Raw genomic sequence first — 15,376 nt, forward strand, 5'->3', positions numbered from 1 at the left:
ATGGCTAACATTCCAACCATTTCTTTCGACGCCATCATCATTGGCGGCGGCGGCGCCGGCATGCGTGCCGCATTGCAGCTGGCCCAGGGCGGCCACAAGACTGCAGTGATCACCAAGGTGTTCCCGACCCGTTCGCACACTGTGTCTGCCCAGGGCGGCATCACTTGCGCGATCGCCTCGGCGGACCCGAACGATGACTGGCGCTGGCACATGTACGATACCGTCAAGGGCTCCGACTACATCGGTGACCAGGACGCTATCGAATACATGTGTCAGGAAGGCCCGGCTGCGGTCTTCGAGCTGGACCACATGGGTCTGCCGTTCTCCCGTACCGAAACCGGTCGTATCTATCAGCGTCCTTTCGGTGGTCAATCCAAGGATTACGGTAAGGGCGGCCAGGCTGCTCGTACCTGCGCAGCTTCCGACCGTACCGGTCACGCACTGCTGCACACCCTTTATCAGGGCAACCTGAAAGCCGGTACCACGTTCCTCAACGAGTGGTACGCGGTTGATCTGGTCAAGAACCAGGACGGCGCCTTTGTCGGCGTGATCGCTATCTGCATCGAAACCGGCGAAACCACCTACATCCGCTCCAAAGCCACCGTTCTGGCTACCGGCGGTGCTGGTCGTATCTACGCTTCCACCACCAACGCGCTGATCAACACCGGTGACGGTGTAGGCATGGCGCTGCGTGCCGGCGTTCCTGTGCAAGACATCGAAATGTGGCAGTTCCACCCGACCGGCATCGCCGGCGCCGGTGTACTGGTGACTGAAGGCTGCCGCGGTGAAGGCGGTTACCTGATCAACAAGCACGGCGAGCGTTTCATGGAGCGTTATGCCCCGAACGCCAAAGACCTGGCTGGTCGCGACGTTGTAGCGCGCTCCATGGTCAAGGAAATCATCGCCGGCAACGGCTGTGGTCCGAATGGCGATCACGTGATGCTCAAGCTCGATCACCTGGGTGAGGAAGTGCTGCACAGCCGCCTGCCTGGTATCTGCGAACTGTCCAAGACCTTTGCACACGTTGATCCGGTCGTTGCTCCGGTTCCGGTCGTTCCAACCTGCCACTACATGATGGGCGGCGTCGCCACCAACATTCATGGTCAGGCGATCACTCAGAACGCTGCTGGCGAAGACACCATCATCCCTGGCCTGTTCGCAGTGGGTGAAGTGGCTTGCGTATCGGTTCACGGCGCCAACCGTCTGGGCGGCAACTCGCTGCTGGACCTGGTGGTGTTCGGTCGTGCAGCTGGCCTGCACCTGGAAAAAGCGCTGACCGACGGTATCGAATACCGCGATGCCAGCGACACCGACGTCGACGTTGCTCTGAACCGCCTGGCCAAGCTCAATGAGCGCACCACCGGTGAAGACGTCGCAACCCTGCGCCGCGAGCTGCAGAACTGCATGCAGAACTACTTCGGTGTATTCCGTACCGGCGAATACATGCAGAAGGGTATTGCTCAGCTGGCTGAGCTGCGCGAGCGTATCGCCAACGTCAAGATCAACGACAAGTCTCAAGCTTTCAACACTGCGCGTATCGAAGCACTTGAGCTGCAGAACCTGCTGGAAGTGGCTGAAGCCACTGCCATCGCTGCCGAAGTGCGTAAAGAGTCTCGCGGCGCTCACGCCCGTGAAGACTTTGAAGACCGTGACGACGAAAACTGGCTGTGCCACACCCTGTACTTCCCGGGTGAGAAGCGCGTTGCCAAGCGTGCGGTCAACTTCTCGCCGAAGACTGTTCCGACTTTCGAACCAAAAGTCCGGACTTACTAAAGGGTGATCGATATGTTGCAAGTTGAAGTTTATCGTTACAACCCTGACACCGACTCGGCTCCGAAAACCCAGGTTTTCCAGGTCGACACCGGTGGCAAGGACTTGATGGTGCTGGACGTGTTGGCGCTGATCAAAGAGCAGGACGAGGGTTTCTCCTATCGTCGTTCCTGCCGTGAAGGCGTTTGCGGTTCCGATGGCATGAACATCAACGGCAAGAACGGCCTGGCGTGCATCACGCCGCTGTCCGCCGTGGTCAAGAAGAACAAGCTGGTTGTTCGTCCGCTGCCAGGTCTGCCGGTTATCCGTGACCTGGTCGTCGATATGAGCATCTTCTACAAGCAATACGAGAAGGTGAAGCCATTCCTGCAGAACGATACGCCGGCTCCGGCCATCGAGCGTCTGCAGTCTCCGGAAGAGCGCGAGAAGCTTGACGGTCTGTACGAGTGCATCCTGTGCGCTTGCTGCTCGACCTCTTGCCCGTCCTTCTGGTGGAACCCGGACAAGTTCCTGGGTCCAGCTGCTCTGCTGCAAGCCTATCGCTTCCTGGCAGACAGCCGTGATACCAAGACGTCCGAGCGTCTGGCTTCCCTGGATGACCCGTTCAGCGTATTCCGCTGCCGGGGGATCATGAACTGCGTCAACGTTTGTCCGAAGGGTCTGAACCCGACTAAGGCCATCGGTCACATTCGTAACATGTTGCTGCAGAGTGGCGTGTGATTCAGCTGTTGTACCCGTAGGACCGCTGTACCCGTAAAAGCCAAGGCGCGGGCTTCAACCCGCGTCATGGCTCTAACCTGAGCAGCAGCTCACAAAGTGGCTGCTCTTATTTTTGAAGAAATGAGACAAGCAGGGGCATCCGGGCTGGTACCCGGACTATCAGCGTGATCCTAAGTGGCTTGTTTTGGTCGCTGCATTCGGACTTCTGCAAGCTTGCTCGGTGTCTTCGCCGGTGGTGTTCCCCTAACCGAGGGTGACCAAGCATGCAAGAAAGCGTGATGCAGCGCATGTGGAACAGCGCCTACCTATCCGGTAGTAACGCTGCCTATGTGGAAGAGCTCTACGAGCTCTACCTGCACGACCCTAACGCTGTGCCAGAAGAGTGGCGCACTTACTTTCAGAAGTTGCCTACCGACGGCAGCACTGCCATCGATGTTTCGCACTCGACAATTCGCGATCATTTCGTCTTGCTGGCAAAGAACCAGCGCCGCGCCCAACCGGTATCCGCCGGGAGCGTGAGCAGTGAGCACGAGAAGAAGCAAGTTGAAGTGCTGCGATTGATCCAGGCCTATCGGATGCGTGGCCACCAGGCAGCCCAGCTGGACCCGCTGGGGCTGTGGCAGCGTCCTGCACCTGCAGACCTGTCGATCAATCATTACGGCTTGACCAATGCCGATCTTGATACGACCTTCCGTGCCGGCGACCTGTTCATCGGCAAAGAGGAAGCGAGCCTACGCGAAATTCACGAAGCGTTGCAGCAGACATATTGCCGCACCATCGGCGCTGAATTCACGCACATCACCGATTCCGAGCAGCGTCAGTGGTTCCAGCAGCGTCTGGAAAGCGTACGCGGCCGTCCGACCTATTCCGCCGACATCAAGAGCCACCTGCTCGAGCGCGTCACCGCCGGCGAAGGCCTGGAAAAATACCTGGGTACCAAATACCCGGGCACCAAGCGTTTCGGTCTGGAAGGCGGCGAGAGCCTGATTCCGATGCTCGACGAACTGATCCAGCGTTCCGGTTCCTACGGCACCAAGGAAGTCGTGATCGGCATGGCCCACCGTGGCCGTCTCAACGTGCTGGTCAACACTTTCGGCAAGAACCCGCGCGAGTTGTTCGACGAGTTCGAAGGCAAGAAGAAGGTCGAGCTGGGTTCCGGTGACGTTAAGTATCACCAGGGCTTCTCGTCCAACGTGATGACTGCCGGCGGTGAAGTTCACCTGGCCATGGCGTTCAACCCGTCCCACCTGGAAATCGTTTCGCCAGTGGTCGAAGGTTCGGTGCGCGCCCGTCAGGATCGTCGCAACGACCAGACCGGCGACAAGGTTCTGCCGATCTCGATCCACGGTGACGCGGCATTTGCCGGTCAGGGCGTGGTGATGGAAACCTTCCAGATGTCCCAGACCCGCGGTTTCCGTACCGGTGGCACTGTGCACATCGTGATCAACAATCAGGTTGGTTTCACCATCAGCAACCCGCTGGACTCGCGCTCCACCGAGTACGCTACCGACGTTGCGAAGATGATCCAGGCGCCGATCCTCCATGTGAATGGTGATGATCCGGAAGCCGTGTTGTTCGTGACCCAGCTGGCCATCGACTACCGCATGCAGTACAAGCGCGACGTGGTAATCGACCTGGTCTGCTACCGTCGTCGCGGCCACAACGAGGCCGACGAGCCGAGCGGCACCCAGCCTCTGATGTATCAGCAGATCACCAAGCAGCGCACCACCCGTGAGCTGTATGCCGATCGTCTGACCCAGAGCGGTGTGCTCGACGCAGAGCGTGTTCAGGCGAAAGTCGACGAATACCGCAATGCGCTGGACAACGGTCTGCACGTAGTGAAGAGCCTGGTCAAGGAACCGAACAAAGAGTTGTTCGTGGACTGGCGCCCGTACCTGGGCCACACCTGGACCGCACGTCACGACACCACCTTCGATCTCAAGACCCTGCAGGAACTGTCCGCCAAGCTGCTGGAGCTGCCAGAAGGCTTCGTGGTTCAGCGTCAGGTCGCGAAGATCTACGAAGACCGTCAGAAAATGCAAGCCGGCGGCCTGCCGATCAACTGGGGTTACGCCGAAACCATGGCGTACGCGACCCTGGCGTTCGAAGGTCACCCGATCCGCATGACCGGCCAGGACATCGGCCGCGGTACTTTCTCGCACCGCCACGCGGTTTTGCACAACCAGAAAGATGCCAGCACCTACATCCCGCTGCAGCACCTGTTCGACGGTCAGCCGCGCTTCGACCTGTACGACTCCTTCCTGTCGGAAGAAGCGGTACTGGCATTCGAATACGGCTACTCGACCACCACGCCTAACGCGCTGGTGATCTGGGAAGCCCAGTTCGGCGACTTCGCCAACGGTGCCCAAGTGGTGATCGACCAGTTCATCACCAGCGGCGAGCACAAGTGGGGCCGTCTCTGCGGTCTGACCATGCTGCTGCCACACGGTTATGAAGGTCAGGGCCCTGAGCACTCCTCGGCTCGTCTGGAGCGTTACCTGCAGCTGTGCGCCGAGCACAACATCCAGGTGTGCGTACCGACCACGCCGGCTCAGATCTACCACTTGCTGCGCCGTCAGGTGATTCGTCCGCTGCGCAAGCCTCTGGTCGTGCTGACACCGAAGTCGCTGCTGCGTCATAAACTGGCCATCTCGACCCTGGAAGATCTGGCGGAAGGTTCGTTCCAGACCGTTATTCCGGAAATCGATGCCCAGGATCCGAAAGACGTGGGTCGCATCGTTCTGTGTAGCGGCAAGGTCTACTACGACCTGTTGGAAAAACGCCGTGCCGAAGGTCGTGACGACATCGCTATCGTGCGTATCGAGCAACTGTACCCATTCCCTGAGGACGACCTGATCGAAGTCCTGGCTCCGTACAAAAACCTCAAACACATCGTTTGGTGTCAGGAAGAGCCGATGAACCAGGGTGCCTGGTACTGCAGCCAGCATCACATGCGTCGCATCATCAGCGGTCACAACAAGTCGCTCGTACTCGAGTACGCGGGCCGTGACGCTTCTGCTGCCCCAGCTTGTGGTTACGCATCGATGCACGCTGAGCAGCAGGAAAAACTGCTGCAAGATGCCTTCACTGTTTAACGCCTTCGCGCACCTGAAACCGAATTTAAGGAACCACAGATAATGGCTATCGAGATCAAAGCCCCCACTTTCCCGGAATCGGTTGCCGATGGCACCGTTGCCACCTGGCACAAACAACCGGGCGAGGCCGTCAAGCGCGACGAACTGATCGTCGACATCGAGACTGACAAGGTTGTGCTGGAAGTTCTGGCCACCGCTGACGGCGTACTGGGCGCTATCGTCAAGAACGAAGGCGACACCGTTCTGTCCGACGAAGTTCTGGGCTCCATCGTTGAAGGCGCAGCTGCTGCCGCTGCTCCTGCTCCTGCTGCTGCCGCTCCGGCCGCTGCTGCTGCCGCTGAAGGCGAAGACGATCCAATCGCTGCTCCAGCCGCGCGCAAGCTGGCTGAAGAGAACGGCATCAACATCGCTTCCGTTGCCGGCACCGGCAAAGGCGGTCGTGTGACCAAGGAAGACGTGGTGGCTGCTGTTGCCGCCAAGAAAGCCGCTCCGGCTGCCGCGCCTGCCAAGGCTCCGGCTCCAGCCGCTGCTGCTCCAGTCTTCGCTGCCGGCGATCGCGTCGAGAAGCGCGTACCTATGACACGCCTGCGTGCCAAGGTTGCCGAGCGTCTGGTTGAAGCTCAATCGAACATGGCAATGCTGACCACCTTCAACGAAGTCGACATGACCGAAGTCATGGCCCTGCGTTCGAAGTACAAGGACCTGTTCGAGAAGTCCCACAACGGCGTACGCCTGGGCTTCATGTCGTTCTTCGTCAAGGCTGCCACCGAAGCGCTGAAGCGTTTCCCTGCGGTCAACGCTTCGATCGACGGTTCCGACATCGTCTACCACGGCTACGCCGACATCGGTGTTGCGGTGTCCAGCGACCGTGGCCTGGTGGTTCCGGTTCTGCGCAACGCCGAACTGATGAGCCTGGCTGAAATCGAAGGCGGCATCGCCACCTTCGGCAAGAAGGCCCGCGACGGCAAGCTGTCGATGGAAGAGATGACAGGTGGTACTTTCACCATCACCAACGGTGGTACCTTCGGTTCGATGATGTCGACCCCGATCGTTAACCCGCCGCAAGCAGCGATCCTGGGCATGCACAACATCCTGCAACGTCCTATGGCAATCAACGGTCAGGTGGTAATCCGTCCGATGATGTACCTGGCGCTGTCCTACGATCACCGTCTGATCGACGGTAAAGAAGCCGTGACGTTCCTGGTGACCATCAAGAACCTGCTGGAAGACCCAGCGCGTCTGCTCCTGGACATCTAAAAAGCAGCTGCAAGCTGTAAGCGATTCGCCTCGGGCCCTCAGGGCCGGAGGCTCCAGCTTGCGGCTTGCGGCTTCTAGCTTGCCGTTAAAAGGAACCTTTTTATGACTCAGAAATTCGACGTGGTAGTGATTGGCGCGGGCCCAGGCGGTTATGTCGCCGCAATCAAGGCCGCACAACTCGGTTTCACCACCGCTTGCATCGAGAAGTACACCGATAAAGAGGGCAAGCTGGCCCTCGGTGGTACTTGTCTGAACGTCGGTTGCATTCCTTCCAAGGCGCTGCTGGACAGCTCCTGGAAATTCCACGAAGCCCAGGACGGTTTTGCCATCCACGGCATCAACCATGCTGGCGTGACCATGGACGTACCGGCCATGGTGGGTCGCAAGGCCAACATCGTCAAAGGCCTGACCAGCGGTGTTGCCACCCTGTTCAAAGCCAACGGCGTCACCTCGATTCAGGGCCACGGCAAACTGCTGGCTGGCAAGAAAGTCGAAGTCACCAAGGCTGACGGTTCGGTTGAAGTCATCGAAGCCGAAAACGTCATCCTGGCTCCAGGCTCACGTCCAATCGACATTCCACCGGCTCCGGTCGATCAGAATGTCATCGTCGACTCCACCGGCGCTCTGGAATTCCAATCCGTACCAAAACGTCTGGGCGTGATCGGCGCTGGCGTGATCGGTCTGGAGCTGGGTTCGGTCTGGTCGCGCCTGGGCGCGCAAGTGACCGTCCTGGAAGCCCTCGACACCTTCCTGATGGCCGCTGATGCCGCTGTCTCCAAGGAAGCGCTGAAAACCCTGACCAAACAGGGTCTGGACATCAAGCTGGGCGCTCGCGTGACCGGCTCCAAGGTCAACGGCGAAGAAGTCGTAGTGACCTACACCGATGCCAACGGCGAACAGACCATCACTTTCGACAAGCTGATCGTAGCCGTTGGTCGCCGTCCGGTGACCACCGATCTGCTGGCCGCCGACTGCGGCGTGACCCTCGACGAGCGCGGTTTTGTGCACGTTGACGATCACTGCGCTACTACCGTACCGGGCGTCTACGCCATCGGTGACGTGGTGCGCGGCATGATGCTGGCTCACAAGGCCTCGGAAGAGGGCATCATGGTTGCCGAGCGCATCAAGGGCCACAAAGCCCAGATGAACTATGACCTGATCCCTTCGGTTATCTATACTCACCCGGAAATTGCATGGGTCGGTAAAACCGAGCAGGCCTTGAAAGCTGAAGGCGTTGAAGTTAACGTCGGCACCTTCCCGTTTGCCGCCAGCGGCCGTGCCATGGCAGCCAACGACACCGGCGGTTTCGTCAAAGTCATCGCCGATGCCAAGACTGACCGCGTATTGGGCGTCCACGTGATTGGCCCAAGCGCTGCGGAACTGGTTCAGCAAGGTGCGATCGGCATGGAATTCGGCACCAGCGCCGAAGACCTGGGCATGATGGTTTTCTCCCATCCGACCCTGTCCGAAGCCCTGCACGAAGCAGCTCTGGCTGTGAATGGCACTGCCATCCACATTGCCAACCGCAAGAAACGCTAAGCAATAATAAGAAACCACGGCGGTTGGCCCGTCGTGAGCCTTGTGCGCAAGACTCACCGCGGAATATCCGCTGGACTCGACCTCTCAGGGTAGCGCCACACACTGGACCGGGGCCCAGGCTCCGGGTTCAGGTGTGGCGCTGGTTTGAGAGTAGCGGTCACAGGTGGTGCGGCACTCAATCTTGAGCGCAGCGCCGAATGCGCAGTACCTAACGAAGACGGTAAAAAGCATGAATCTTCACGAGTATCAGGGTAAGCAGCTGTTCGCTGAATACGGCCTGCCAGTATCCAAAGGCTACGCGGTAGACACCCCGGAAGAAGCAGCAGAAGCTTGCGACAAAATCGGCGGCTCCGAGTGGGTTGTCAAAGCCCAGGTTCACGCCGGTGGTCGCGGTAAAGCGGGCGGCGTTAAGCTGGTTCGCAGCAAAGAAGACGCTAAGGCATTCGCTCAGCAGTGGTTGGGCAAGCGTCTGGTGACCTATCAGACTGATGCCAATGGCCAGCCTGTCACCAAGATCCTGGTTGAATCGTGCACTGATATCGCTAAAGAGCTGTACCTGGGCGCTGTCGTTGACCGTTCGAGCCGTCGCATCGTGTTCATGGCTTCCACCGAAGGTGGCGTGGACATCGAGAAAATCGCTCACGACACTCCAGAAAAAATTCTCAAAGCCACTATCGATCCACTGGTTGGCGCTCAGCCATTCCAGGGCCGCGAGCTGGCTTTCCAGCTGGGTCTGGAAGGCAAGCAAGTTGCCCAGTTCGCCAAGATCTTCGTTGGTCTGGCCAAACTGTTCCAGGATCACGATCTGGCCCTGCTGGAAGTGAACCCGCTGGTGATCAAGGCTGACGGCGATCTGCACTGCCTGGACGCCAAGATCAACATCGACGCCAACGCCATGTACCGTCAGCCTAAGCTGAAGACTTTCCACGATCCGTCGCAAGACGATCCGCGCGAAGCGCACGCTGCCAAGTTCGAACTGAACTACGTAGCCCTGGAAGGCAACATCGGCTGCATGGTCAACGGTGCCGGCCTGGCCATGGGTACCATGGACATCGTCAACCTGCACGGCGGTAAGCCAGCCAACTTCCTCGACGTGGGCGGTGGTGCTACCAAAGAGCGTGTGACCGAAGCCTTCAAGATCATCCTGTCCGACACCAACGTCGCTGCAGTACTGGTCAACATCTTCGGCGGCATCGTTCGCTGCGACATGATTGCCGAAGGCATCATCGGCGCCGTGAAAGAAGTCGGCGTGAAAATCCCGGTTGTTGTTCGCCTTGAAGGCAACAACGCTGAACTGGGCGCTAAAGTACTGGCAGAAAGCGGCTTGAACATCATCGCTGCTACCAGCCTGACCGACGCTGCTCAACAAGTTGTCAAAGCTGCGGAGGGCAAATAATGAGCGTCCTGATCAATAAAGACACCAAAGTTATCTGCCAGGGCATTACCGGTTCGCAAGGTAGTTTCCACACCCAGCAAGCCATCGAATACGGCACCAAGATGGTTGGTGGCGTAACTCCTGGCAAAGGCGGCACCGAACACCTGGGTCTGCCAGTGTTCAACACCGTGAAAGACGCTGTAGCTGCCACTGGCGCCACCGCCAGCGTGATCTACGTTCCGGCTCCTTTCTGCAAGGACTCGATCCTGGAAGCTGCTTTCGGCGGCATCAAGCTGATCGTCTGCATCACCGAAGGCATTCCTACCCTGGACATGCTGGACGCTAAAGTTAAGTGCGACGAGCTGGGTGTTACCCTGATCGGCCCTAACTGCCCAGGCGTGATCACTCCAGGCGAATGCAAGATCGGCATCATGCCAGGTCACATTCACTTGCCAGGCAAGGTCGGTATCGTTTCCCGTTCCGGCACCCTGACTTACGAAGCTGTGAAGCAGACCACTGACGCCGGTTTCGGTCAGTCCACCTGCGTCGGCATCGGTGGTGACCCGATCCCAGGCTCCAACTTCATCGACATCCTGAAGCTGTTCCAGGAAGACCCGAAGACCGAAGCGATCGTGATGATCGGTGAGATCGGTGGTTCGGCTGAAGAAGAAGCGGCTGCCTACATCAAGGCTCACGTGACCAAGCCGGTTGTTTCCTACATCGCTGGTGTGACTGCTCCTCCGGGCAAGCGCATGGGCCATGCTGGCGCAATCATCTCTGGCGGCAAAGGCACTGCAGACGAGAAATTCGCTGCTCTGCAAGACGCAGGTGTAAAAACCGTGCGTTCGCTGGCAGACATCGGCAAGGCCCTGGCCGAGCTGACCGGTTGGGCTGTCAAGTAAGCCTCGCGCTTAGCTGACGCAAAACCAGCAAAGGCCACCTTCGGGTGGCCTTTGTGCTTTCTGGCGTAGGGGACGGCTTGCCGGCGAAAAGCCTTCAGGTCCGATGCAGCCTTGGGGGAGGGCTGCGCTGGAAAGCCAGCTCCTACACAAGCCGCGCTTAGCCAATTCGGTTTCTATACGGTTCGGCTCCCAGCATGCCGGCCGGTGTGCGGGGATGGGATTAAGCCCGATGGAAATATAATTTCGAAAATGCGACATCCCAATGTCGCATATCAGAAAATTCGCACTGCGCCGGTGCGTTCGTCTTGGAGATTCGGTAGGCTACCCGCCTCTTTTTGCGTCTGCTGCCCACAAGGTAACTGCGCGCTAAACGGGTCAGTCTTATACGGATTGACAGCATTTCCCTCACCCATAAGGGAAATCCCTCTCTAAATTCCGATTCAGTAGTGTGGTATTTCCTTAATGAAAGTGTTGAAAGGCCAGGACATTCTGGCACTCGGCTTCATGACTTTTGCCCTGTTCGTCGGGGCTGGCAACATCATTTTCCCTCCTATCGTCGGTTTGCAGTCCGGACCCCATGTCTGGATGGCGGCGCTGGGTTTTCTGATCACGGCAGTCGGTCTGCCAGTGATCACCGTGGTCGCCCTGGCCAAGGTCGGGGGCGCGATGGATGCCCTGAGCAGTCCTATCGGTAAAGTCGCCGGTGGTGTGCTGGCCGCCGTCTGCTACCTGGCAGTGGGGCCTTTGTTCGCCACCCCGCGCACTGCCACCGTGTCCTTCGAAGTGGGCCTGGCGCCACTGACCGGCGAGAGCCCGCTGGCACTGTTCCTCTACAGCTCGGCCTACTTCCTGTTGGTGTTCTTCATCTCCCTGTATCCGGGCCGTCTGCTGGATACCGTTGGCCGTTTCCTGGCACCGCTGAAAATCATTGCCCTGGCAGTGCTGGGCATCGCCGCGTTTGCCTTGCCGGCCGGCACCATCGGCGAGGCCACGCCCGAGTACGTTGCTGCACCATTCTCCCAGGGCTTCATCAATGGCTACCTGACCATGGATACCCTGGGCGCCCTGGTGTTCGGCATCGTCATCGTTAACGCCATTCGTTCGCGCGGGGTCGAATCGCCTCGACTGATCACTCGCTATGCGGTGATCGCCGGCCTGATCGCCGGGGTCGGCCTGGCGCTGGTTTATGTCAGTCTGTTCCGTCTCGGTTCGGGCAGCCATGAAGTGGCTGCTGGTGCCACCAATGGCGCGGCGGTGTTGCATGCCTATGTACAACACACCTTTGGCTCCCTGGGCAGCGGTTTCCTCGCGGTACTGATCTCCCTGGCTTGCCTGGTGACCGCCGTGGGCCTGACCTGTGCCTGCGCCGAGTATTTCAGCCGGGTAACACCATTGTCCTATAAGACTCTGGTAGTGATCCTCGCGGTCTTCTCGCTGTTGGTGTCGAACCTTGGCCTCACCAAGCTGATCGCCTTCTCGATCCCGGTGCTGACCGCCATCTATCCGCCGTGCATTGCCCTGGTAGCCCTGAGCTTCTGCAAAGACTTCTGGCGGGACCAGCGGCGCATCGTTGGTCCGGTGATGCTGGTGTCTTTCGTGTTCGGTCTGATCGATGCGCTCAAGGGGGCCGGCCTGGCCGATGGCTTGCCTAGCCAGCTGTCCCACCTGCCGTTGAGCGAGCAAGGTCTGGCCTGGCTGGTGCCTTCGGTGATCATCCTGGCGGTTGCGGTGATCTTCGACCGTATTCTGGGTAAGCCGGCCGAAGCCCTGGCTTGATCCGCCGCTGATGGATCGGGACCGCCACAAGCGGTCCCTGAGTGCCAAGAACAATGCCCCGTATCCATCGATACGGGGCATTTTTTATGGGGCTTGGGCGGTGTCTTTTTCCTCGGCGTGGCGTCGAAGCAGTGTCCTTGTCTTTTGCCAACGCCTTACAGGAATTTGCATGTCGTTCGTCCAAGCCAACCTGATTCACCTACTGGCCGCTCTGTGGTTCGTCGTCTGCTGGGGCGGCTATACCCGTTACGCCTCCTGGAAGGGCCGGGACACGGCCTGTCTGGCCAGTGTCCTGCACCTGTACCGCGAGGACTGGATGCGCCGCATGCTGCTGCGGGACAACCGTATCGCCGACGCCAGTGTGATCGGCAACCTGGAACGCAACGCTTCGTTCTTCGCCTCCAGTACCTTGATCATCCTGGCAGGCATCCTCACTGTGCTCGGTGCATCGGAGCGTGCGGTGTCGCTGCTGGCGGACATTCCGATGGTCCAGCAGGCCTCCCAGGGCATGTCGGAGATCAAGTTGCTGTGCCTGGCGCTGGTGTTCGTGTATGCCTTTTTCACGTTCAGTTGGTGCATGCGCCAATACAACTTCGCCGCGGTCTTGGTGGGGTCGGCGCCGATGATCGGTGAGCGACATGTCTCCGAGCAGGAGCGCAAGGCGTTTGCTTCGCGGGCAGCCCGGGTGATTTCCATGGCGGCCAACCAGTTCAACTTCGGTCTGCGTTCCTACTATTTCGGCATGACCATGCTGGCCTGGTTCGTCAGCCCCTGGTTGTTCATGCTGATGAGTGCAGGCGTGGTATTTGTCCTGTACCAGCGGGAGTTTCATTCCGATGTACTTGACGTCATGGTCTATACCCCGACAGAACCGCCTTTGGCCGATAGCCCCAAAGACGCAGTTTGAGTGGGGAGAACTTATCGATTGATCTGTTGCCCGGTTAAAAGGAGTTGGCCAATGAACAATCCGCGTGCCCTGATGTGGCTGTGCTTGTCATTCATGTTGTTGTCGGGCTGCCGGGTGCAAACCCTGTATCTGAATGGCGAAGCGCGGGGCCAGGTGGTGGATGCATTGAGCGGCAGACCAGTCGCCGGGGCCAAGGGCGCCTTGTGTGGGGCGCAGTTCCTGACTGGCGACGACGGACGCTTCCAGGTCGAGCAGGCAACCGACTGGGAGCTGGTGATGGTGCTGGCCGGCCGTGGGCCCCAGGACACTCCGCACCCTTGCCACATGAGAATCACCGCGGTCGATTACCAGACTCGCCAATGGTTGGCACCCTTTACCGCCCACTACGACTTTCCCATCAGGCTGTTGCCCGCATCCAGTTCCTTGCACTATGCGTTGGAGTCTTCAGACAATGGAGAGGCAGGACAGCCGTTGCAGGCAGAGCCGCGTCAGGACGAGTTGTTCCTGGAGTCAGGATATTGAGCTTCATTGTGCTTAGTTAGATATTCGACAACTAAGCACAGTTGTATCGAGCCGCTGTTTTGCGGACAAGAAAAAGCCCGCACTTGGCGGGCTTTTTTGTGTTGCGCTAAAACCGACTTAGTTGGTTTTAGGTGCTGCTTCCTTGGCGCTTTCTTCAGCAGCGGCCTTGTTAGATTCAGCCTGATCTTTGGCGGCTTCGGCGTTTTCTTTCGCTGCCTCGTTCACTTTATCCTGAGCTTCGTTCATTTTTTGTTGAGCTTGCTCAGCATGTTGATTGGCATCTTGAGCTTTGTCCTCGGATTTTTTGTCGCAGGCAGCCAGACCGAGGGAAGCGGTCAGCATCAGGGCAATAGCTAAAGTCTTACGCATGGGGTGTTTCTCCTTAGTGAAGATATCTACTGGCCTTTCGATCATGGCCTTGTGATTTAAGTTCCTTGAGGCTCACAGATATATTAAGTATTCGTTTCACGGAACTTTTGTCTGCTTCATTCAATGCACATTCCTGACAATAACAAGAGGCATTAGCCATGGTGCAAAACCCAATTTTCGAGCGTGCGACACGCTTTCTTTCCGCCCTGCGCCACTGTCAGGTGCTGGATATCAGGGTGCACAGCGCCTCTGTAGAAGGCATGACCCTGACCTTGCCTTATAGCCCGCAGATTGTCGGTGACCCGCAAACCGGGATCATTCATGGCGGTGCCCTGACCACGCTGATGGACAGCGCCTGTGGCATGGCTACCTTGTGCGTGCTGCCGGAGTTCGAGGTGTGTCCGACCCTGGACCTGCGCATAGACTATATGCATCCGGCAGTGCCTCATCACGATGTGCACGGTTTTGCCCAGTGTTACCGGGTCACCACCGATGTGATCTTCACCCGTGGCTTTGCCTACCAGGACGATCCCGAACGCCCGGTGGCGCACGTGGTCGGTACCTTCATGCGCATGGGCAAAGGTCTCAAGGGCAGCCGCGGGTTCGTCAGCTCCATCAAGGGGGAGCGGGCATGAGCGTGGACCTTCAAGCGCTGTTGAATCAGGTTCGCCAGCAGGGCGATTACAGCGCGTTGCTGGAGCAGATTCCCTACGCCAAATTGATCGGCATCGAGTGCACGCCACTGGGCGATGAGCTGCTGTTTCGCCTGCCGGCCAATAAGGACAATATCGGCAACCCCCTGCTGCCGGCCCTGCACGGCGGGGTGATCGCCGGTTTCATGGAGTTGGCGGCGGCCTTGCATTTGCTGATTCTCACCGGCTCGCCCGGGGTGCCGAAGATCATCGATTTTTCCCTGGACTACCTGCGTGCCGGGCAGTTTCGCGACACCTTCGCTCGCTGTCAGGTGTGCCGGCAGGGGAGGAGGGTGGCCAATGTCGCGATCACGGCCTGGCAGAGCACCGCTGATGAGCCAATTGCTACCGCCAGGGCACATTTCAAGATCGAAGAGAGTCTTGCCCCTTGAAATCCTGCGAGCGACCCCCACTTTCATGTCATCCCGCCGCCCTCCGCTTCCGGAACGCGG

13 protein-coding genes are annotated in these 15,376 nt (G+C 58.7%); 12 read left to right on the forward strand and 1 reads right to left on the reverse strand.

Annotated elements, in window-relative coordinates; all coding sequences use genetic code 11:
- The 10 genes from sdhA to P7C00_RS09420 all read left to right on the forward strand — a co-directional run bounded on the left by sdhA (nucleotide 1) and on the right by P7C00_RS09420 (nucleotide 13,863).
- Nucleotides 1-1,773, forward strand: a complete 1,773-nt coding sequence (gene sdhA / locus P7C00_RS09375; protein WP_102878886.1) for a succinate dehydrogenase flavoprotein subunit — start codon at nucleotides 1-3, stop codon at nucleotides 1,771-1,773.
- A gap of 12 nt (nucleotides 1,774-1,785) precedes the next feature.
- Nucleotides 1,786-2,490: a succinate dehydrogenase iron-sulfur subunit gene (locus tag P7C00_RS09380; RefSeq protein ID WP_011060051.1), complete on the forward strand. Its 705-nt coding sequence runs from the start codon at nucleotides 1,786-1,788 to the stop codon at nucleotides 2,488-2,490.
- 263 nt (nucleotides 2,491-2,753) lie between these two features.
- Complete coding sequence (locus P7C00_RS09385; RefSeq protein WP_346631949.1) at nucleotides 2,754-5,585, forward strand: 2-oxoglutarate dehydrogenase E1 component; 2,832 nt, start codon at nucleotides 2,754-2,756, stop codon at nucleotides 5,583-5,585.
- A 42-nt stretch (nucleotides 5,586-5,627) separates the two neighbouring features.
- Nucleotides 5,628-6,842: a 2-oxoglutarate dehydrogenase complex dihydrolipoyllysine-residue succinyltransferase gene (gene odhB, locus P7C00_RS09390; protein ID WP_346631948.1), complete on the forward strand. Its 1,215-nt coding sequence runs from the start codon at nucleotides 5,628-5,630 to the stop codon at nucleotides 6,840-6,842.
- Nucleotides 6,843-6,944: 102 nt separating this feature from the next.
- The gene (gene lpdA / locus P7C00_RS09395) at nucleotides 6,945-8,381 is read left to right on the forward strand and encodes a dihydrolipoyl dehydrogenase (protein ID WP_346631947.1); all 1,437 of its coding nucleotides are present in this window, start codon (nucleotides 6,945-6,947) and stop codon (nucleotides 8,379-8,381) included.
- Between the two features lie 229 nt (nucleotides 8,382-8,610).
- The gene (gene sucC, locus P7C00_RS09400; protein WP_009047768.1) at nucleotides 8,611-9,777 is read left to right on the forward strand and encodes an ADP-forming succinate--CoA ligase subunit beta; all 1,167 of its coding nucleotides are present in this window, start codon (nucleotides 8,611-8,613) and stop codon (nucleotides 9,775-9,777) included.
- Complete coding sequence (sucD, locus tag P7C00_RS09405) at nucleotides 9,777-10,658, forward strand: succinate--CoA ligase subunit alpha (RefSeq protein ID WP_003223019.1); 882 nt, start codon at nucleotides 9,777-9,779, stop codon at nucleotides 10,656-10,658. Before sucC ends, sucD begins: the two co-directional genes overlap by 1 nt.
- Before the next feature lie 462 nt (nucleotides 10,659-11,120).
- Nucleotides 11,121-12,434, forward strand: coding sequence for a branched-chain amino acid transport system II carrier protein (brnQ, locus tag P7C00_RS09410; protein ID WP_346631946.1), 1,314 nt, complete (start codon nucleotides 11,121-11,123; stop codon nucleotides 12,432-12,434).
- A 169-nt stretch (nucleotides 12,435-12,603) separates the two neighbouring features.
- Nucleotides 12,604-13,341, forward strand: coding sequence for a DUF599 family protein (locus P7C00_RS09415; protein WP_346631945.1), 738 nt, complete (start codon nucleotides 12,604-12,606; stop codon nucleotides 13,339-13,341).
- Between the two features lie 51 nt (nucleotides 13,342-13,392).
- On the forward strand, nucleotides 13,393-13,863 hold the full coding sequence (locus tag P7C00_RS09420; RefSeq protein WP_404938744.1) for a hypothetical protein: 471 nt from the start codon (nucleotides 13,393-13,395) through the stop codon (nucleotides 13,861-13,863).
- A 117-nt stretch (nucleotides 13,864-13,980) separates the two neighbouring features.
- On the opposite strand, the gene P7C00_RS09425 is transcribed toward P7C00_RS09420, so the two are convergent.
- The gene (locus tag P7C00_RS09425; protein ID WP_016968094.1) at nucleotides 13,981-14,232 is read right to left on the reverse strand and encodes a hypothetical protein; all 252 of its coding nucleotides are present in this window, start codon (nucleotides 14,230-14,232) and stop codon (nucleotides 13,981-13,983) included.
- A 158-nt stretch (nucleotides 14,233-14,390) separates the two neighbouring features.
- Between P7C00_RS09425 and P7C00_RS09430 the strand changes: the two genes are divergently transcribed.
- Together P7C00_RS09430 and P7C00_RS09435 are read left to right on the forward strand one after the other, a co-directional pair.
- Nucleotides 14,391-14,867: a PaaI family thioesterase gene (locus P7C00_RS09430; protein ID WP_346631943.1), complete on the forward strand. Its 477-nt coding sequence runs from the start codon at nucleotides 14,391-14,393 to the stop codon at nucleotides 14,865-14,867.
- Nucleotides 14,864-15,316 carry a PaaI family thioesterase gene (locus tag P7C00_RS09435; RefSeq protein ID WP_346631942.1) on the forward strand — a complete coding sequence of 151 codons (453 nt, stop codon included), beginning with the start codon at nucleotides 14,864-14,866 and terminating at the stop codon, nucleotides 15,314-15,316. Before P7C00_RS09430 ends, P7C00_RS09435 begins: the two co-directional genes overlap by 4 nt.
- Nucleotides 15,317-15,376: the final 60 nt, after the last annotated feature.

Origin of the sequence: Pseudomonas sp. JDS08PS003, assembly GCF_045013505.1 — a bacterium.
GTDB classification, from domain to species: domain Bacteria; phylum Pseudomonadota; class Gammaproteobacteria; order Pseudomonadales; family Pseudomonadaceae; genus Aquipseudomonas; species Aquipseudomonas protegens_B.